Source organism: Streptomyces sp. NBC_01808, assembly GCF_035917395.1.
Classification (GTDB): domain Bacteria; phylum Actinomycetota; class Actinomycetes; order Streptomycetales; family Streptomycetaceae; genus Streptomyces.
The window spans coordinates 5196225-5214555 of sequence record NZ_CP109072.1 but is presented as its reverse complement, the minus strand read 5'-3'; the positions used below and the strand labels follow the sequence as shown (position 1 = coordinate 5214555).

Annotated in this window: 20 protein-coding genes and 1 riboswitch; of the genes, 8 read left to right on the top strand and 12 right to left on the bottom strand. The window is 71.7% G+C overall.

All coding sequences use genetic code 11. The features are described from left to right. Window positions 1–10: 10 nt before the first annotated feature. Window positions 11–1006, bottom strand: coding sequence for a helix-turn-helix transcriptional regulator (locus OG946_RS23235; RefSeq protein WP_326797947.1), 996 nt, complete (start codon window positions 1004–1006; stop codon window positions 11–13). Between the two features lie 62 nt (window positions 1007–1068). Here OG946_RS23235 and OG946_RS23230 point away from each other — a divergent pair, with 62 nt between their 5' ends. Together OG946_RS23230 and OG946_RS23225 are read left to right on the top strand one after the other, a co-directional pair. Then, window positions 1069–2571: an MFS transporter gene (locus tag OG946_RS23230; protein ID WP_326797946.1), complete on the top strand. Its 1503-nt coding sequence runs from the start codon at window positions 1069–1071 to the stop codon at window positions 2569–2571. 137 nt (window positions 2572–2708) lie between these two features. Beyond that, a complete protein-coding gene (locus OG946_RS23225; RefSeq protein ID WP_326797945.1) occupies window positions 2709–3557 on the top strand; it encodes a methionyl-tRNA formyltransferase in 849 nt (282 codons plus the stop codon). Between the two features lie 296 nt (window positions 3558–3853). Here the strand turns inward: OG946_RS23225 and OG946_RS23220 are convergent, their stop codons facing one another. The 5 genes from OG946_RS23220 to OG946_RS23200 form a co-directional block, all read right to left on the bottom strand. After that, window positions 3854–4468, bottom strand: coding sequence for a DUF6879 family protein (locus OG946_RS23220; RefSeq protein WP_326797944.1), 615 nt, complete (start codon window positions 4466–4468; stop codon window positions 3854–3856). Continuing rightward, complete coding sequence (locus OG946_RS23215) at window positions 4461–4730, bottom strand: hypothetical protein (protein WP_326797943.1); 270 nt, start codon at window positions 4728–4730, stop codon at window positions 4461–4463. Before OG946_RS23215 ends, OG946_RS23220 begins: the two co-directional genes overlap by 8 nt. Window positions 4731–4822: 92 nt before the next feature. Continuing rightward, window positions 4823–7081 (bottom strand): MMPL family transporter, encoded by a 2259-nt coding sequence (locus OG946_RS23210; protein ID WP_326797942.1) that lies wholly within the window; start codon window positions 7079–7081, stop codon window positions 4823–4825. 97 nt (window positions 7082–7178) lie between these two features. Beyond that, window positions 7179–8639, bottom strand: a complete 1461-nt coding sequence (locus OG946_RS23205) for a sensor histidine kinase (protein WP_326797941.1) — start codon at window positions 8637–8639, stop codon at window positions 7179–7181. Beyond that, window positions 8636–9385 carry a response regulator transcription factor gene (locus OG946_RS23200; protein WP_326797940.1) on the bottom strand — a complete coding sequence of 250 codons (750 nt, stop codon included), beginning with the start codon at window positions 9383–9385 and terminating at the stop codon, window positions 8636–8638. The genes OG946_RS23205 and OG946_RS23200 overlap by 4 nt, the downstream gene beginning before the upstream one ends. 164 nt (window positions 9386–9549) lie before the next feature. Here OG946_RS23200 and OG946_RS23195 point away from each other — a divergent pair, with 164 nt between their 5' ends. Continuing rightward, window positions 9550–10383, top strand: coding sequence for a helix-turn-helix domain-containing protein (locus OG946_RS23195; RefSeq protein WP_326797939.1), 834 nt, complete (start codon window positions 9550–9552; stop codon window positions 10381–10383). Next, window positions 10380–10631: a DUF397 domain-containing protein gene (locus OG946_RS23190; protein ID WP_326797938.1), complete on the top strand. Its 252-nt coding sequence runs from the start codon at window positions 10380–10382 to the stop codon at window positions 10629–10631. The genes OG946_RS23195 and OG946_RS23190 overlap by 4 nt, the downstream gene beginning before the upstream one ends. Before the next feature lie 12 nt (window positions 10632–10643). Here the strand turns inward: OG946_RS23190 and OG946_RS23185 are convergent, their stop codons facing one another. From OG946_RS23185 to OG946_RS23175, 3 genes are all read right to left on the bottom strand, one after another. After that, complete coding sequence (locus OG946_RS23185; protein ID WP_326797937.1) at window positions 10644–10895, bottom strand: type II toxin-antitoxin system Phd/YefM family antitoxin; 252 nt, start codon at window positions 10893–10895, stop codon at window positions 10644–10646. A 17-nt stretch (window positions 10896–10912) separates the two neighbouring features. Next, a complete protein-coding gene (locus tag OG946_RS23180; protein ID WP_326797936.1) occupies window positions 10913–11317 on the bottom strand; it encodes a hypothetical protein in 405 nt (134 codons plus the stop codon). 63 nt (window positions 11318–11380) lie between these two features. After that, window positions 11381–11506, bottom strand: a complete 126-nt coding sequence (locus tag OG946_RS23175) for a hypothetical protein (protein ID WP_326797935.1) — start codon at window positions 11504–11506, stop codon at window positions 11381–11383. 456 nt (window positions 11507–11962) lie between these two features. Between OG946_RS23175 and OG946_RS23170 the strand changes: the two genes are divergently transcribed. From OG946_RS23170 to OG946_RS23160, 3 genes are read left to right on the top strand one after another with little or no spacing between them, the layout of a single operon-like run. Further along, window positions 11963–12223 carry a hypothetical protein gene (locus OG946_RS23170; RefSeq protein WP_326797934.1) on the top strand — a complete coding sequence of 87 codons (261 nt, stop codon included), beginning with the start codon at window positions 11963–11965 and terminating at the stop codon, window positions 12221–12223. Beyond that, window positions 12195–12722: a DUF6879 family protein gene (locus OG946_RS23165; protein WP_326797933.1), complete on the top strand. Its 528-nt coding sequence runs from the start codon at window positions 12195–12197 to the stop codon at window positions 12720–12722. Before OG946_RS23170 ends, OG946_RS23165 begins: the two co-directional genes overlap by 29 nt. Window positions 12723–12750: 28 nt before the next feature. Continuing rightward, on the top strand, window positions 12751–13602 hold the full coding sequence (locus OG946_RS23160) for a helix-turn-helix domain-containing protein (protein WP_326797932.1): 852 nt from the start codon (window positions 12751–12753) through the stop codon (window positions 13600–13602). 37 nt (window positions 13603–13639) lie between these two features. Here the strand turns inward: OG946_RS23160 and OG946_RS23155 are convergent, their stop codons facing one another. Both OG946_RS23155 and rocD read right to left on the bottom strand, forming a co-directional pair. Next, window positions 13640–14779 carry an FUSC family protein gene (locus tag OG946_RS23155; protein ID WP_326797931.1) on the bottom strand — a complete coding sequence of 380 codons (1140 nt, stop codon included), beginning with the start codon at window positions 14777–14779 and terminating at the stop codon, window positions 13640–13642. Window positions 14780–15056: 277 nt separating this feature from the next. Next, window positions 15057–16262, bottom strand: a complete 1206-nt coding sequence (gene rocD, locus OG946_RS23150) for an ornithine--oxo-acid transaminase (RefSeq protein ID WP_326797930.1) — start codon at window positions 16260–16262, stop codon at window positions 15057–15059. Window positions 16263–16388: 126 nt separating this feature from the next. Beyond that, window positions 16389–16479: riboswitch (ZMP/ZTP riboswitch) on the top strand. Window positions 16480–16510: 31 nt separating this feature from the next. Between rocD and glyA the strand changes: the two genes are divergently transcribed. Then, complete coding sequence (glyA, locus tag OG946_RS23145) at window positions 16511–17806, top strand: serine hydroxymethyltransferase (protein WP_326797929.1); 1296 nt, start codon at window positions 16511–16513, stop codon at window positions 17804–17806. Here the strand turns inward: glyA and OG946_RS23140 are convergent. Further along, a complete protein-coding gene (locus OG946_RS23140) occupies window positions 17776–18288 on the bottom strand; it encodes an RNA polymerase sigma factor (protein ID WP_326797928.1) in 513 nt (170 codons plus the stop codon). The genes glyA and OG946_RS23140 overlap by 31 nt on opposite strands. Window positions 18289–18331 lie beyond the last annotated feature (43 nt).

Below are 18331 nucleotides of genomic sequence, written 5' to 3'. Positions count from 1 at the left end.
CCTGCCCCGCTCACTCCTCCCCCGTCCCTTCCCCCGTCCCCTCCCCCATCCCGCTCGCCGCTCGGGACGCGCGGCCCGCGAGGGCCCGTAGGTACTCCGCCAGCTCCCGCGGCTCGTGCACCTCGAACTCGCAGCCCAGCGCGGTCAGCCGGAGCGCCAGCCAGTCCAGCGCGTCCGCCTCCGTCACGAACTCGCAGCGCCCCTCGTCCAGCCGCGTCAGCCCCTCCGTACCGGCGAGGCGGCGCGCCAGCTCCTTGTACGGCGCGTGCAGCGTCGCACGGGCGCGGTAGCGGGGCCGGTCCCCGCCCATCCGGTCCTCGACGAACGCCGCCGCGTCCGCCGCCGGCAGTTCGCGGCGCGGCGGGCGGACGCCGGTGGCGAAGGGGCGGGTGATGCGGTCGACGCGGAACATCCGCCAGTCGTCACGGTCGTTGTCGTACGCGACGAAGTACCACCGCCGGCCCGCCGCGACCAGACCGGCCGGCTCCACCAGCCGCTTGGTCTCGGTGCCGTCCGCCGCGCGGTAGCCGAAGCGCAGCCGCTCGCCGCCCGCCGCGCCCGCGGCCAGCACCGTCAGCACCTCGGCGTCGACCTGCGGGCCCTGCCAGCGGGTCAGCGGGGTGGTGGCGGTGCCGAGCGACGCGACGCGGCGGCGCAGCCGCGACGGCAGCACCTGCTCCAGCTTCGCCAGCGCCCGTACGGACGCCTCGGCGAGCCCCGCGACCGTATGGCCCGCGGAGCTGCGCAGGCCGACGGCGATCGCGACGGCCTCGTCGTCCTCCAGGAGCAGCGGGGGCATGGCCTTTCCCGCCACCAGGCGGTAGCCGCCGGCGGTGCCCCTGGCGGACTCGACCGGGTAGCCGAGGTCGCGCAGGCGCTCGATGTCGCGGCGGATGGTGCGGTCGGTGACGCCGAGGCGGCCGGCCAGCTCGCTGCCGGGCCATTCGCGGGGCGTCTGGAGGAGGGAGAGCAGGTGCAGGAGCCGCTTGGGAGTGTCGGTCGTCATGTTTTCCAGACTGCCTTCCCTTTAGGACATGACCTGTCCTATACGGATCCTAGATTACCGCTATGACCTTCCAGAACGCCTCTGTGGCAGGACCGGATCGCCGCCGGTGGCTCGCGCTCGCCGTCGTGCTGACGGCCTCCTTCATGGACCTCGTCGACGCGACGATCGTCAACATCGCCATCCCGAGCATCCGGGAGGACACCGGCGCCTCCTTCGGCGCGATCCAGTGGATCACCGCCGGGTACGCGCTCGCCTTCGCCATCGGCCTCATCACCGGCGGCAGGCTCGGCGACATCTACGGCCGCAAGCGGGTCTTCCTGCTCGGCATGGGCGGCTTCACCGTCGCCTCGCTGCTGTGCGGCATCGCCGCCGACCCGGCGATGCTCGTGGGCTCGCGGGTGCTGCAGGGCGCGATGGCGGCGCTGATGGTGCCGCAGGTACTCAGCATCATCCACGTCACGTTCCCCGCGGAGGAACGGGGCAAGGTCTTCGGGATGTTCGGCGCGGTCGCCGGCCTCGGCGCGGTGTCCGGCCCGATGATCGGCGCGCTGCTCACCGAGTGGGACCTGTTCGGGCTGGCCTGGCGGCCCATCTTCCTCATCAACCTGCCCGTCGGCATCGCCGGCCTGATCCTCGGCCGCCGCTTCATCAGCGAGTCGACGGCACCCGACGCGCTGCGCCTGGACCTGCGCGGGGTGCTGCTGGCCACCGCGGGGCTGCTGATGCTGCTGTACCCGATCACCATGGGCCACGAGAACGACTGGCCGGCGTGGGGCTTCGTCTCGATGGCCGCGAGCCTGCCGGTGTTCGCCGCCTTCGTCGCGTACCAGAAGCGCAAGCAGCGCGCCGACGGCTCGCCGCTGGTCGAGCTGACGCTGTTCCGGGTCAAGAGCTTCGCCGCGGGCATCGGGGTGCAACTCGCCTTCAGCACCGGGCTGGGGATCTTCTTCCTGGTGTGGACGCTGTACATGCAGCTCGGCCTCGGCTGGAGCGCGCTGCACGCGGGCCTGACGGGGCTGCCGTTCTCGCTCGGCTGCTCGGTGGCGGCGGGGATGTCGGTGCAGAAGCTGACGCCGCGGTTCGGGCGGAAGGTGCTGCACGGGGGCGCGGTGATGATGGTGTCGGGAGCCCTGCTGTACCTGGCGGCGTCCGACCGCTACGGCACGGAGATCTCCACCTGGCAGATGGCGCTGCCGCTGACCCTCCTGGGCGCGGGCATGGGCCTGGTCTTCGCCCCCCTGACGAACGCGGTCCTCTCCGGCGTCCCGCGCCGCCACGCGGGCTCGGCGTCGGGCCTGATCAACACGACGAACCAGTTGGGGATGGCGCTGGGTCTCGGCCTGGTGTCGGTGGTGTTCTTCGGCGCGATGGACGAGCCGACGGCCCCGCAGGAGGCGGGCCCGGCGTTCGCGGGGGCGTTCGAGAACGCGATGTGGTGGGTGATCGCGATCCTGGGAGTGGTGTACGCCCTGCTCTTCGCCCTCCCGAAGCGCAACCCGGCGGAGGAGCCGGAGCCGACCGCGGAGGCGGGGCCGGAGCAGAAGGAAGAACTGGTGACCGTCTGACCACGACACCGCCACTACGGACCGGGGTGCAGCCCAACAGGGGCAGCACCCCGCTCCGTTGCGCGGGCGAGGTTTCCCCGTCCCCGGCCACCGCCGAAGTCGCCTTCCGGGGCCTGGTGCCTCGCTATGCTGCCTCGGTGAGCGTTGCCATGCGTATCGGCTTGATCTCATTCGGTGCCCGGGAGTTCGCCACCCTGCACGAGGTCTGCGTGGAAGGCGGCCACACCCCCGTCGTCTACGCCTACTCCCGTTCCATGCGCCCCAGATCGGCGACCGATCCAGCCGCCGCCGACACCGCGGGGCGCATCACCGCCGCGCTGCCCGCGGGGATCGACCTGCTCTTTCCCGGAAGCTCCGAAGGGCTCGGGACAGCCCTCGGCGGATACGGTCTCGATCTCCTGGTCTGCTTCGGCTTCTCGTGGCGGCTGCCCCCGGCCGTTCTCTCGGTCCCCCGCTACGGCGTCGTCAACGTCCACTGCTCGATGCTGCCCGAGTACCGCGGGCCCGCCCCCGTGCTGTGGGCGATCCGGAACGGTGATCCGAAGCTCGGCGTCACGGCCCACCGCATGAACGAGGAGTTCGACGCCGGTCCCATCCTCGCCCAGGAGCGCTCGGTCCCCATCCCGGACGACGCGACGCCCGAGGCGCTGTGGCCCCGGCTCGCGGAGTCGCTCCGACGGGTGCTCGCCGTCGCGCTGGAGCGGGCGGCGGACCCCTCCGCCGGTGAGCCGCAGTCAGCCCGTGGGGCGACCTACGCGGGGCTCATGGAGGAGGAGTTCTCCGTTGTCGACACCGCGCGCAGCGCTCACGAGGTGCACAACCAGGTACGCACGCACCGGTACATCGGCCCTGGCCGGGGACCGGTCGCGGTCTTAGGAGGACGGCGCGTGAAGGTGCTGCGGACCAGTCTCGCCCCCGCCGACGGGCCTCGTCTGGACTGCGCGGACGGGCCCGTGTGGATCACCGAATCCGCACCCGCGGAGTAGGTCCGTACCGCTGGGACGTTCCTCAGGAGGCTTCGAGCTGCCGGCCGCCACGCGCGACGAACGCGACCGGGCCGCATCCTCCGCGAGGAGGGAGTCCAGCCGGGCCAGCTCCCGGGACCGGTTCACGAAGTGCCCGACGCCGCCGCGCAGTTGATGCGGGACGATGGCCGGCGTCGCCTGCCCGTGCTGATGCAGGTGCAGCCCGCCGCTGATGTCCCGGGCCTGGACGACGGCGTGGGCGACGGTCTCGCCCCCGACCCGGTTGACGTGCCCCGGCGTACCGTCACCGCCCATCGCTACGTCTGGGCGGGTGGAGGCGGCAGGTGCGCGACATGCCCGTCGAACCAGTCGAGCAAGGGCTCCCCGGCCTTGTACAGCTCCTCGATGAAGCTCTGGCAGCGCAGGATGAGATCGCGATCGACGAACTTCCGTGCAGCTTCCAGGATGCCCCGTTCGTCGTACACGGCCTCGTACATCACGCGTTCACCGAGGGTGTAGATCTCCGGCAGCGGGCCGTCGGACTCGTACTCCACGATCTTGTCCGCGTCGATGACGTGAATCGGCCCGCCGGATTCCGCACGGACCCGCAGGGCGTGCAGTTCCCACTGCATGTACGGGCTCAGCGGCTCCTCCACCACCCTGATCCGTCGGGAGGTGAAGCCGTGCTCCCGGCCCCTCTGATGACGCCGCGTCAATTCCTCGCGCCCCGCGTCCAGCAGGCGCAGGGACTCCTTCCAGTCGCCGCGGACGAACGCCTCCCAACTGTCGTAGCCCGGTTCCTGGAAGGTCTGCTGCCGCTCCAGCTTCCAGAACCCAAGGTCGGCACTGCGCCAGTAGTGCGTCTCGAAGTCGGCGTAGTAGGGGGCGAGGGGCATGCGCTCGCTCGTCGCGCCGTCGAGCAGGCTACTCATCCGGGATATCCGTCTTCGCCGCGATGACCGTCGCCCGCGGGATGACCACCAGACGCTCGCCGGGGTCGACGCTGACCCCCTCGGGGAGCCGTCCCCTGTAGTCGGTGGTCAGGTCGGTGCCGATGACAGCGACATCCCCATTGTCCAGCTCCCACACATCCGGGCAGCTTGCTTCACCGGCGGTCTGCCCGAGTTCATGCGACGACTTCCCTAACCGACGGACAAACGATGCCTCTGGGTCGGCTTCCCACTTCGTGTCCATGTCCCCTCCGAGGGAGAAACTCTCGCGGCGAGAGTACCACCGGACGAGCCCAATCGACTACTCTCCGTGACATTCGGAAGAGGTTGGCGGAATCACGCCGGGCCCCCGCCCGTCTTCGCGAGTTCCTGGGGGCGGCCCGGCTCGTCTTCCACCCCACCCGGGTCGTCGCGGGGTTCTACTGCCAGGTGGGGGAGGTGGCGGTCCAGCCAGGTGGGGAGCCACCAGTTGGCGGGGCCTATCAGGTGCATGAGGGCGGGGACCAGCATCGTGCGGATCACGAAGGCGTCCAGGGCCACCGCGCCGGCCAGGCCGATGCCCGCCATCACGCCCTCCAGGTCGCCGCTCAGGACGAACGCGCTGAAGACGCAGATCATGATGAGCGCCGCCGCGTTGATGACCCGGCTGGACTCCGCCAGGCCGACGCGGACCGCGCGGGCGTTGTCGCCGTGGTGGACCCACTCCTCGTGCATGCGGCTGACCAGGAAGACCTGGTAGTCCATCGACAGGCCGAAGAGCATCGCCAGCATGATGACCGGGAGGAACGCCGTGATCGGCACCTCGCGGCCGAGGCCGAAGAGGTCGCTGCCCCAGCCCCATTGGAAGATCGCGACCAGGGCGCCGAACGCCGCCGCCGCGGCGAGCAGGTTCATCACCGCCGCCGTCAGCGGTACCACCACCGAGCGGAACGCGACCAGCAGCAGGACGAAGCCCAGCGCGACGATGATGCCGACGAAGAGGGGCAGTTTGCCGGTGATGACGGAGGCGAAGTCCTTGTTGATCGCCGTGACCCCGCCGACGTGGACGTCCAGTGACGTGCCCTCCTGTGCCGCCGGGATGACGTTGTCCCGTAACCGGTCGATGAGCTGGTCGGTCGCCTCGTCCTGAGGGGCGCTGTCCGGGATGACCTGGACGACCGTGATCCTTCCGTCCGGGGCCGGGGCGGGGGTGCCCACCTCTGCCACGCCTTCGGTCCGTGACACGCGGGTGATCAGGTGGCTGAGTGCGGGAGTGTCCGCCTTCCCGGGGGTTTCCGCCACCAGTTGGAGCGGGCCGTTGAAGCCCGGGCCGAAGCCCTCGGCGAGGAGGTCGTACGCCTTGCGCGTGGTCTTGGACTCCTGGTGGTTGCCCTGGTCGGTGGTGCCGAGGCGGAGGGAGAGCAGCGGGAGGGAGACGATCGCGATGACGATGACCGCGAGGGACGCCAGCAGCCGCGGCCTGCGCTGCACCAGCAGCGCCCAGCGGGCGGCCCGCCCGGCGGCCTCCCCGGGCTCCCCCGCCGCCGGGTCACCCGGCTCCGGCGTGCGCTCCGGGCCGTGCTCCGCCAGCCTGCGGCGCTGGCGGCGGCTGAGTACCCGCGTCTGCAGGATGCCCAGCAGCGCCGGGAGCAGGGTCACCGACGCCGCGACGCCCAGCAGCACCGTGAGCGACGCCGCGATCGCCACCCCGTTCAGGAAGCTGATGCCCAGCGCGATCATGCCGAGCAGCGCCACGCACACCGTCCCGCCGGCGAACAGCACCGCGCGCCCGGCGGTGTCCAGGGCCCGTACCGCGGAGTCCTCCACCGGCATGCCGCGGTGCAGCCCCGTGCGGTGCCGGGTCACGATGAAGAGCGCGTAGTCGATGGAGACGCCGAGGCCGATGAGGCTGCCGAGGAGGGTGGTGGCTTCGGCGAAGTCCGTCGTGTGGCTGAGCAGCGTGACCGTCATCAGGCCCGTACCGATGCCGAAGACGGCGCAGACGATCGGCAGCAGCATCGCGAACAGCGAGCCGAACGCGATCGACAGGATGACCGCCGCCGCGACGATGCCCGTCACCTCCGCGAGCCCGCCGGGCGTGCCGTCGACCGCCTGGATCGCCTCGCCGCCCAGCTCGACCTGGAGTCCTTCGACGTCACCGGCCGCGGCCTGCGCGGTGTCGACGACCTCCTCGACGTTCTCCTTCTCCAGGTTCATGGCCTGCTCGGTGAACGTCACCTGCGCGTACGCGATCCGCCCGTCCTCGCTGACCTGCCCGCCGCCCTCGGGCGCGTACGGGCCGACGACCCGGCCGACCTGCGGTACGTCGGCGATGCCGGCCAGCGCCTCCGTCATCCGTGCGCGGATCTGCGGGTCGCGTACCGAGGCGCCCTCCGGCGCCCGCCAGACGACGCTGTCGGTGTCCCCTGAGGTCTGCGGGAAAGACGCGCGCAGCAGGTCGACCGCCTCGGCGGACTCGGTGCCGGGCAGCTCGAAGTCGTTGGCCCAGCGGCTGCCCGCGGCCTGTGCGGCGACGGCGGTACCGAGCAGGGCGCACACCCACAGCAGCAGAACGACGAAGCGGTGGCGGAAACAGAATCGGGCCAGTGCGGCCACGGCGGGGCTCCTCGGCTCGGCGACACGGGGTGGAGGACTTCAGCGTCACCGCGGCGGCCGGGGCGTACCCAGGGCCCTCAGGGATCCCGCAGGCGCTTCACACCGAACTCTCAACCCGCGCGTCGGGCAGCGGCAGCCGGATGGTGACGGCCATGCCCGCGCCGGGCGCGGTGTCGAGCGCGACCTCGCCGTCGTGCGCCTCGACCACCGCCCGCACGATCGACATGCCCAGGCCGCTGCCGCCCGCGACCCGTGCGCGTCCCGGGTCGGCGCGGAAGAACCGGTCGAAGATGCGCGCCGCGTCCTCCGGGCGCATGCCGGGCCCGGTGTCGGCGATGCGCAGGACGGCGGCGCCGTCGCCGGTGGCGGCGGAGAGGGTGCAGGCGGCGTCTTCGGGGGTGTGGGTACGTACGTTGGCGAGGAGGTTGCCGAGGACCTGGCGCAACTGGGCCTCGTCGCCGACCACGACCGCGGGCGCCGCGGCGTCGGCCGTCACGGGGCGGTGCGGCTGCTGCGCGCGGAGGTCGGCGGCGGCGTCGCGGACGAGGGCGGCGAGGTCGACGGGGGCGCGGTCGCGGGCGGGGTGCTGGTCGAGGCGGGCGAGGGCGAGGAGTTCGTCGACGAGGCGGCTCATGCGCTCGGCCTCGGCGCCGACGCGGGTCAGGGCGCGTTCGGCCTCGTCGTCGTCGAGGATGCCCTTGTCGTAGAGCTGGAGGTAGCCGAGTACGGTCGCCAGCGGGGTGCGCAGTTCGTGCGAGGCGTCGGCGAGGAACTGCCGCTGCCGCGCGGCGGCTTCCTCCCGGCTGGCCATGGCGCCCTCGACCTGCTGGAGCATGACGTTGAGCGCGTCGCGCAACTGCTCGACCTCGCTGCCGCCCGGCGGCGAGGTGTCGACGCGGCGCGACAGGTCGCCCTCGGATATCGCGGACGCGGTCTCGACCATGTCCTCCAGGGGGCGCAGCCGGCGGCGGGCGGCGTGCGAGGAGACGACGGCGAGGAGCAGCAGGAGCAGGGCGCCGAAGACGGCTTCCATGACGAAGAGTTTGCGTACGGCGTTGCGCACGCCGTCGTAGCGGGTGGTGTTGATGGCGTACGAACCGTCGTCGAGGCGGGCGACGGCGGCGCGGTAGTGGTGGCCGCCGGCGGCGATGCTGGTGAGGTCGCCGGAGTCGGCGAGGGCGCCGGGGTCGTCGACGGCGTCGGCTATCTCGCGGGAGAGCCGCGGGTCGTTGCCGCCGAAGAGCACACAGGTGGGCCGGAGTTCGCCGGTGGCTTCCAGGAGGACGAACGGCTCGTCCTCGGCGGAGCCCGCGATGCCCTCGTCCTCGCGGACGCCGAAGGTCTCGGCGAGCTGGCACACCCGCTCCAGGGCGACGGCGCTGAGCGGTCCCGAGTCGAGGGTGTCGCGGCCCTGGCGCACGGTGGCGTCGACCTCGCCGACGAGGAGGGTGTACGTACCGAAGAGGCTGGCGCAGGCGGCGGCGAGAAGACCGACGGCGAGGATGACGACGTTGGTGACGGAGAGCCGGTTGCTGAGGGAACGGGGGAACCGCTTCACGGCGGCGGCCCGGCAGCTCCGGCGGGTCCGTCCGAAGGTCCTACGGGGCGCAGTCCGTAGCCGACGCCGCGGCGGGTCTCGATGAGCGGCGGACCGAGGGGGTCGAGCTTGCGCCGCAGGTAGCTGATGTACGTCTCGACGACCGTGGACTCCACCGCGGTGTCGAACTGCCAGACGTTGCGCAGCAACTGCTCCTTGGTGAGGATGCGGCCGGCGTTGCGCATGAGGTGGCGCAGCAGGTTGTACTCGGTCGGCGTCAGCTCCACGGGCGCACCCCCGCGCCGTACGGTGAACGTCGCCTCGTCCAGCTCCACGTCCCCGTGCCGCAGCACCCCGCCCGCGGGCGCCCGCCCCCGGGTCCTGCGCAGCACGGCGCGCACCCGGGCGACGACCTCGTCGACGTTGAACGGCTTGGTGATGTAGTCGTCCCCGCCGAGCGCGAGCCCGCCGAGCACGTCGGCGGGCGCGTCCCGGGCGGTCAGGAAGATCACGGCGGGCTCGTCCCCGTACGCCCGCAGCTCGCGGCAGACCTGCCAGCCGCTGCCGTCGGGGAGCATGACGTCGAGGAGGACGAGGTCGGGGGCGTGGCTGCGGGCGAGTTCGAGCGCGCGCCCTGCGGTGGGCGCGGCGCGCACGGCGAAGCCGTGGAAGCGCAGGGTGATCTGCAGGATGTCGGCGATCCCGGGATCGTCCTCGACCACGAGAACGGACTGCCCCGCCGCACTACGCTCCGCCGCACCGCTCATGGCCCCAGTATCGGGGCGCCGGTCCGGTTCACGGCCGGGCGCGATTTTGCGAGTTCCCTGTGAGAAGCCGAAGCGCGTACAACCCGTATGCGTACATACGCAGAGAGTGGACAGTACTCGTCACCTTCCGTGAGCATGGTCACACGCAACGGGAGGTGGCGGAGATGGTCGCAGGTACGGGTGGTGTGGGTGAGCCGGAGCCGTCGGACAGCATGCGGACGTTCGGCGCGGTGGTCCAAGCACTGCGAGAGCACGCGGGGTTGAGCCGGGAGCAGCTAGGAAAGCACGTCCGGTACTCGAAGCACATGGTGGCGTCGATCGAGGTCGGCCGCCGGATGCCGCCGGAGGACTTCGTGGAGCGGGCGGAGCCGGTGCTCGGGGACACGGGTGCGCTGCGGCGGTCAGTGCCGCATGTGGTGCGCAAACCGGGGCTGGCGCGGTGGTTCCGGGAGTGGGCGCGGCTGGAGAGGGAGGCCGTCAGTCTCTATACGTACGAGTGCCGGCTGATCCCGGGGCTGTTGCAGACGGAGGCGTACGCGCGGACGCTGTTCGGGCACCGGCTGCCGCCGTTGGACGACGCGGAGATCGAGGCCCAGTGGGCGGCCCGGTCGGAACGCCAGCGGTTGCTCGTGGAGCGGTCGCACACGGCGTTCAGCTTCGTGGTGGAGGAGCACCAGTTCGTGCGGCGGATGGGCGGCGACGAGGTGACGCGGGGCCTGATCGACCATGTGCTGGAGGTCGCCCGGCTGCGGAACGTGGAGGTGCAGGTGATGCCGCTGGTACGGGAGACGCACGCCGGTACGGACGGGCCTATGCGCCTGCTGGAAACCCCGGAGAACCGCTGGTATGCCTACAACGAGGGCCAGGAGAGCGGGCAGTTGATCTCCGACCCGAAAGCGGTCAGCGTGCTCCAGCGGCGCTATGCCAGGATGTGCGCACAGGCTCTCAGCCCCGAGGATTCCGTGAGCCTGTTGCAGCGGATGCGAGGATCGCTATGAGCACTTCGAACCTGACCTGGCACAAGTCCAGCTACAGCAGCGGCAGTTCAGGCGACTGCGTCGAGGTCGCCGTCACCTGGCACAAGTCCAGCTACAGCGGCAGCTCCGGCGACGACTGCGTCGAGGTCGCCGCGTGCCCCGAGGCCGTCCACGTCCGCGACTCCAAGGACAAGACCGGCCCCCACCTCACCTTCACCCCCGACGCCTGGGCCGCCTTCGTCGCCTACGCCCGCAACGCGGCCGCGTGACGCGGGAGTAGGTCACGCCCGCAACCCCAGCAGCCTGCCCACCTCTTCGTGGCTGATCCCCTCGCCGAGCGTGCCCTGCGCCTGGCGCCGTTCACGCTCGGCGATCGCCAGGGAGTCTTCGAGATCCTCGATCACCTGAGGCGATACCAGGAGCGCCGCAACCTGGCCTTGGTCGGTGAGCGCGATGGTCTCGCGGCCGAGCGCGGCACGCCGCACCAGATCACCCAGCTCATCGCGGGCATTGCTGATCGAGATCTCAGTCATTCCCCATTTGTACGCCGTCAGCCGGTCGGGCAGCGGTACTCCGGGCGGAAGCGGTGCGGGGAGCAGCCGATGAGGCAGACGGAGAGGAAGCGTCCCCCGGCGAGCCACCACCCGCCCGCGACGTCTTCTCCGCCCGCGACCGCCCGCGCTGCGGCCTCGGCGCGGTCGGACACCTGCTGTCTGTCGTGCGGAGTGAGCGCATCGGCGTGTGCCCGTACGCACCGGCCCCACCAGGCTGCGGCCTCGCCCGGATCGCGCCAGGTGCCCTGGACGAAGGAAGCGGGCTTCAGCAGCCAGTGCGCCAGCTCCAGCGGCGGTACGCGGCTGACGGCGAACTCGCCGTGCGCGGGACGGCGCGGGCCGTCCTTGGCCAACTCGCGTCCGCTGCCGAGCCAGACGTAGCCGTGGTGGTGGTCGCTCACCGGGGCACCTCACCGCCGTACACGGGGTGAGGGGCGGCACAGCCGCCCCTCACGGGTCTTGCGTTACTGACGGCCGCAGCCGTCTCCGTCACCGCAGCCGCCGGCGGACTCGCCGTCGTCGTCTTCCGGCTCCGCCTTGACCTGGTCCAGCAGGTGCCACATGGTGACCCCCTGTCGGGTCCGCGGCACGAGGCGTCTCCTCGCGCCGTGTTGCCCGCGGAACCCCGTTGCCCCGGGGTTCCGGCCCGCCCCGGGCCGCCCGCCGTCCAAGCCCGACGGCCGGGGCGGAAGCCGTCCTTCCTCACCAGCCCCGCCCCCGGCCCCCGCGACACCGCGGACAGCCGCAGGGCGGCCATTCGGAGGTGAGCAGGGGAGCGCAGTCCCCCGCGAAGTACCGCCGTATCGGGCCCCAGGTGCGACCGCTGGTACGGGATACGCGCAGCGTCAACAGCGGTCGGGCGGGTGGGGTGGGGGCGTCGGGCTGGGTCGCCATGGCGTCGACGCTAGGGAGGCACCTGGCCGTCACGCTAGCAATGTGCAGAATTGTGCGCTCTGCATGCCAGACCGAAAGAGTGACTTGACAGCGCACTTGTAGAGCAGGACCGTGATGCACATGAATGCACGAGCGAACACCAGGAGGCAGCCGTGCCGTTAACCTTCATCGGCATCGACCCCGACACCAAGCAAAACCAGAGCCCCACGGTCTGGGTTGACACCGACGCCAACGAGTTCGTCTTCCAGGGATGGAAGCCGAACGCAGAACTTGAGGCCCAGTGCGCCGCCACAGAGGTCCCCGGGCACGCGGTGGGCATCCCCGAGGGTGAGGCGGTGATCCGGATTCCGGCCCGCATGGCCGAGCAGATCAAGGAGGCGTGTGATGTCCTCGGACACGCCGACGTTCGATGAGCTGATGGCCGACTGCACGCAGTCGGCCGTGCACCTGGAAATGCGGGATGTCTACGGGATCGAGCAGGAGAAGGAGGAGTTCGCCGCCTGGAAAAAGGGCTTCCGACACGACCCGGCGGACCGGGACTCGTGGTGGCGGCCATGGCTCGACCTGATCGCCGAGACCGTCGGCCGGGGTGTCGTCGTACGTCGGGCCCGCATCATCAGCGAGCCGGTCTCCGACTACATCCGGTTTGAGCACTCGGACACCTTTACCAACGTGGCCGCCGGTGAGCAAGTCCGCTGGCTACCGCGTCGCCGGGCGTCAGATCTGGCCCTGCCGGGCAATGACTTCTGGCTCTTCGACGGACGGCTGGTGAGCTGGAACCACTTCACGGGGGACGGAGGATCCGGCGGCCACGAGTTGAGCGACGACCCGGCCACTGCGAAACTGTGCGCCACGGCGTTCGAAGCCGTGTGGCAGCGGGCCATCCCGCACGACGAGTACGAGATTCGCTGACGTAGAAAGCATCGGACAGGCCAGCTCATTGCCCATCTCCCCGTCCTCCTCCGCCCAGGCCGCTCGCGAAGCGGTCGCCAAGCGGCTGCGCGACCTGCGCAAGGGTGCGGGGCTGACGGTTGTCGAACTGGCCTCCCGGTGCCACTGGCATCACGCCAAAACCTCCCGTATCGAGAACGCGCACACCGCGCCGTCCGCAAAGGACATACGGGCCTGGTGCCGCGCCTGCGGAGCCGATGACGAGGCCGAGGACCTGGTCATCCAGTCGCTCAACGCCGAGTCGATGTACACCGAATGGCGCCTTCAGGCTCGCCGAGGGCTGAAAGCGCTGCAAGAGGACTGGGTCCAGTTCTTTCACGAGACCCGACTGTTCCGCGTGTACTCATCCACCATGGTGCCCGGCCTGCTGCAGACCGAGGGCTACGCCACGGCACTGCTCGGCGGCATCGCGGACTTCTCCGAGATCCAGAACGACGGGGCCGACGCCGCCGCCACCCGCGTAGAGCGCTCCCGGGTTATCCACGAGCCGGGGCACCGGTTCGTACTCCTCATCGAGGAGGCGGCGCTGCACTACCAGATCGGGGACTCGGAGGCGATGGCCGCTCAGCTCGGTTACCTGCTTACAGCGGGCGCTCTACCCGCCGTATCACTGGGCGTCATCCCGTTCTCCACACCGGCCCGCTCGATGTGGCCGAACGAAACGTTTCACGTCTACGACGACACGCTGGTATCAGTGGAGTTGGTTTCGGCACAGGTGAACATCGTCCAGCCCACGGAGATCGCCCTCTACGTCAAAACGTTCCGGAAACTACAGCAACTCGCCGTCTACGGCGCCGAGGCACGGGCTCTGATACTCAAGGCCATCGAGGCCCTCGACTGAGTGCTGCGGACGCCGCATCAGCGAGGCACACGCGCCGTCAGGGTTCCTCGTCGTCGCGGGCGGCGAGTCTGCCCGCCAGCAGCATGAGGCCCAGGCCGATCGCCACACCGCACGCCGTCCACAGCACGCGGTAGCCCTCGACGGTGTAGTCGGTGGGCTGCGGGAGGCTGACCAGGATGAGCACTCCCGCGGCGACGGCGGCGCAGTAGAGCGCGTGGTTCCAGTAGCGGACCGCCGCCGTGTGCATCAGCAGGACGAGCGCCACCACTTCGAGCACGCGCGTCACGGCGAACAGCTTGGTCCCGGTCTCGCCCGCGGGCAGCAGGATCAGGAGCGAAGCCGCGGCGGCGCCGAGCAGTGCGCCGACGAGGCGCTGCGCGGTGACGAGCGTGGTCTGCTCCAGCACCGGCTTCATCGCGATGACGGTCGCGACCGGGATCCAGTAGCCGTACGAGAGGTCGAGCCCGAAGCCGAGCGCGCACGCCCCGGCGACGGCCGCGGCGCGGATCACCGCGAACGTGAGCACCGGCCAGGACGGAAGCTGCCGCGCGGTCTCGGCGCGCGGCTCCGCGGCGGGCGGGGACTCGTCCCCGGCAGGGGCGTCCCCGGCGGGCGCGTCCCCGGCGGGCGGATCCGCCGCCGGCCGGGGCCCGTTCCCGCGCCCGCGGGCCAGCCACCCCACGGACGTCACCGCGAGCCACAGCGCTGATCCGCCCGCCCAGGCGACCACCTGGGCCCACGTGTGGCTGGTGGGGCCAGAGTGATGGTCGAGCTGGAACGCGAGCGCGAGCGCGGCGATGAACCAGATGTTGAGCAGCAGGGCGGCGGCGAACCTGCGCGTCCCGTACGCGACCGCCAGCCCGGCCAGGAGCGTGACCGCGAAGCCCGAGAGGACCAGCCAGCCCCAGCCCGCGCCCCCGAGGGCGAAGCCCCAGGCGGTCAGTCCCGCGCCGATCAGCGCGTAGAAGGAGACGCGCGCCGCGCGGTGCCCGAAGCTGCCGCCGCGGTCGTCCAGCACCGCGAGCAGCAGGCCGAAGAGCGCGCTGAGGAGGTACTGCTCGTGGCCGATCGCCCAGAAGACCACCAGCGGCACCAGCGCGAGGTCCAGGAACAGGATCGCCCGTGGCAGGTCGAGTCCCCCGGCGTCGAGCCCGAACACCTTCGACAGTTCACTCACGGCCTCCTTCCGGATGACCGAGGTCTCCTTCGGAGTGCTGGAACCCGTCATGACCGCCTCGCTCGTCTGGTCTCCGGAGATGCCGCTGCGGTCCCGCATTCTCCGGGCCCGCGGTGATCGTCACGAACGGACGCGCAGGCCGCGGCCACATGAGGCGCGGTTACCAGTCATACGGCGGATGCCGGGCGGCGGCAGGCGGAGGTGGGGCGGATCACGGACGGAGGCGGGGCAGGAGGCGCGGTGCGCGCCCCCTGCCCCGCACGGCGAGGCGGTGCGGTCAGGCGGTGAGGGTCTCGCGGAGCTGCATGAGGCCCCAGTCGAGGTCTTCCTTGGTGATGACCAGCGGCGGGGCGATGCGGATCGTGGAGCCGTGGGTGTCCTTGACCAGGACGCCGCGGGCCATCAGCTTCTCCGAGAGCTGCCGGCCCGTGCCGTGCGCCGGGTCGATGTCGACGCCCGCCCACAGGCCCCGGCCGCGTACCTCCCGGACCGCGCCCGTGCCCGTCAGCAGGCCCAGTTCGCGGTGCAGGTGGTCGCCGAGCTCCGTCGCACGCTGCTGGTACTCGCCGGTGCGGAGCATCGCGATGACCTCCAGGCCCACCGCGCACGCCAGCGGGTTGCCGCCGAAGGTGGAGCCGTGCTCGCCGGGGTGGAAGACGCCCAGGACCTCGCGGCTCGCGATGACGGCCGAGACGGGGACCACGCCGCCGCCCAGGGCCTTGCCGAGGATGTAGACGTCCGGCACCACACCCTCGTGCTCGCACGCGAACGTACGGCCCGTGCGGCCCAGGCCCGACTGGATCTCGTCGGCCATGAACAGCACGTTCCGGGCCGCGGTCAGCTCCCGTACGCCCGCCAGATAGCCCGGCGGCGGCACCAGCACGCCCGCCTCGCCCTGGATCGGCTCCAGCAGCACGGCGACCGTGTCCTCGTCGACGGCCGCGTCCAGGGCGGCCAGGTCCCCGTACGGGACGATGGCGAAACCCGGCGTGTACGGGCCGTAGTCGGCGCGGGCCTCGGGGTCGGTGGAGAAGCTGACGATGGTGGTCGTACGGCCGTGGAAGTTGTTCTCCGCCACGACGATCTTCGCGCGCCCCTCGGGCACGCCCTTGACGCGGTAGCCCCACTTCCGGGCGGTCTTCACCGCGGTCTCGACGGCCTCCGCGCCCGTGTTCATGGGCAGCACCATGTCCTTGCCGCACAGCTCGGCGAGCTGCGTGCAGAACTCCGCGAAGCGGTCGTGGTGGAACGCGCGCGAGGTCAGCGTCACCCGGTCCAACTGGGCGCGGGCGGCGTCGAGGAGGCGGGGGTTGCCGTGGCCGAAGTTGAGGGCCGAGTAGCCGGCGAGCATGTCCAGGTAGCGGTTGCCCTCGACGTCGGTCATCCACGCGCCTTCGGCGCTGGCGACGACCACGGGCAGGGGGTGGTAGTTGTGCGCGCTGTGGGCGTCGGCCGCGGCGATGGCTGCGTCGGTTCGCGTCACGGGGTCTCCGTTCCGTTGCGCCGTGAAGGGCGGTGCGGGCGGGGCAGGGGTGGTGCCCCTGTTTCTATCTTCACTCGGTTGATGGACGAAGGATCCATCACCGGCGGGCGTGCCCGCTAGGGTGGCACCACGTGCGGCGACTGGCGAACGTGGAACGGACCACGGGGAAGCCGCGCGGCGCAGCAGCCGAGTGGTGCCGCCCGCCTGGGTGCCCCGGGTCCGACGCAGACTCGACCCGGAGGTTCACCGTGGCTCCTTCCCCCGCCCACGCCGCGCCCGCCCACCCCGCCCTCGCGCGGACCGACCCCGAGCTTGCCGCCCTCGTCGCCGCCGAGGAGCAGCTCCAGACCGACACGCTGCGGCTCATCCCCAGCGAGAACTACGTGTCCGCCGCCGTGCTCGAAGCCACCGGCACCGTGCTGACCAACAAGTACAGCGAGGGCTACCCCGGCAAGCGCTACTACGAGGGCCAGCAGAACATCGACCCCATCGAGACCCTCGCCGCGGACCGGGCCAACGCCCTCTTCGGCACCGAGCACGCCAACGTGCAGCCGTACTCAGGATCCCCCGCGAACCTCGCCGCCTACCTGGCCTTCGCCGAGCCCGGCGACACCGTGATGGGCATGTCCCTGCCGCACGGCGGGCACCTCACCCACGGGTGGAGCGTGTCGGTGACCGGCAAGTGGTTCCGCGGCGTGCAGTACACGGTCGGGCGCGAGGACGGGCGCATCGACTTCGACGAGGTACGGGACCTGGCGCGCGCCGAGCGCCCGAAGATCATCCTGTGCGGCGGCACCGCCATCCCGCGGACCATCGACTTCGCCGCCTTCGGTGAGATCGCCCGCGAGGTCGGCGCCGTGCTCGTCGCCGACGTGGCGCACATCGCCGGGCTGATCGCCGGCGGCGCGCACCCCTCGCCCGTACCGCACGCGGACGTCGTCACGACGACCACGCACAAGACGCTGCGCGGCCCGCGCGGGGCGATGATCCTGACCCGCGCGGAACACGCGCGCGCGATCGACCGCGCCGTCTTCCCCGGCCTCCAGGGCGGGCCGCACAACCACACCACGGCGGCCATCGCGGTGGCGCTGCACGAGGCGGCGCAGCCGTCGTTCCGGGAGTACGCGGCGGCGGTGGTCGCCAACGCGCAGGCGCTCGCCGCGCGGCTCGCGGAGCGCGGCTTCTCGCTGGTCTCCGGCGGCACGGACAACCACCTGATCCTCATCGACCTCACCGGCAAGGAGGTCCCGGGGAAAGCGGCGGCGAAGGCCCTGGACCGGGCGGGCCTGGTGGTCAACTACAACACCGTCCCGTACGACCCGCGCAAGCCGTTCGACCCGTCGGGCATCCGGCTCGGCACGCCGTCGCTGACGTCCCGGGGGCTGGGGACGGCGGAGATGGCGCAGGTGGCGGAGTGGATCGACCGGGGGGTCGCGGCGGCGCGGACCGGCGGCGCGGAGGCGGATGTGGCGCTGAAGGGGATCAGGGGCGAGGTGGCGGAGCTGATGGGGGCCTATCCGGCACCGGGGCTGACGGTGGGCTGAGCGCGGGACAGCGGTGGCCGGTCTGTTGCGGCCGGCCGTTGTCTGAACCCGCGCCGGGTGCGTGAGCCGGAGGCTCGCGCACCCGCGTGGCGCGGGTCCCGGCGTGCCCCAGCCGTCGAGGTCGCCGCCCGCCGCCGGGCCGCGGCGCGCACTGTGTCCTTGGTCTCATCGGCCACGATCCGCAGCAGCCACGGGCGGAAGGCCGCCCCGGCCCGGAAGCCGCCGAGCGCCCGGTATGCCGTGATAAAGGCGTTCTGCACCACGTTTTTTGCCTCCGCGCCGGCGCCCAGCAGCAGCGCGAGCCGGTGCGCGGTCTCCGCGTGGGCGCGCACCAGTTCCGCGTACGCCTCGGTCTCCCCGTTCCGTACGCGCGCCACCAGCCGCGCCTCGCCCGCACCGTCCCCGCTGATCGCCGCCCCTCCCCCGCCCCCCGCCGGCCCCGCGCACTGACCGCCCGCGGACGCCACCGACAGCCCCCGCACCCTCCCTACACCGCCGGGCCGAAACACGTTCCGCACCTGAGAG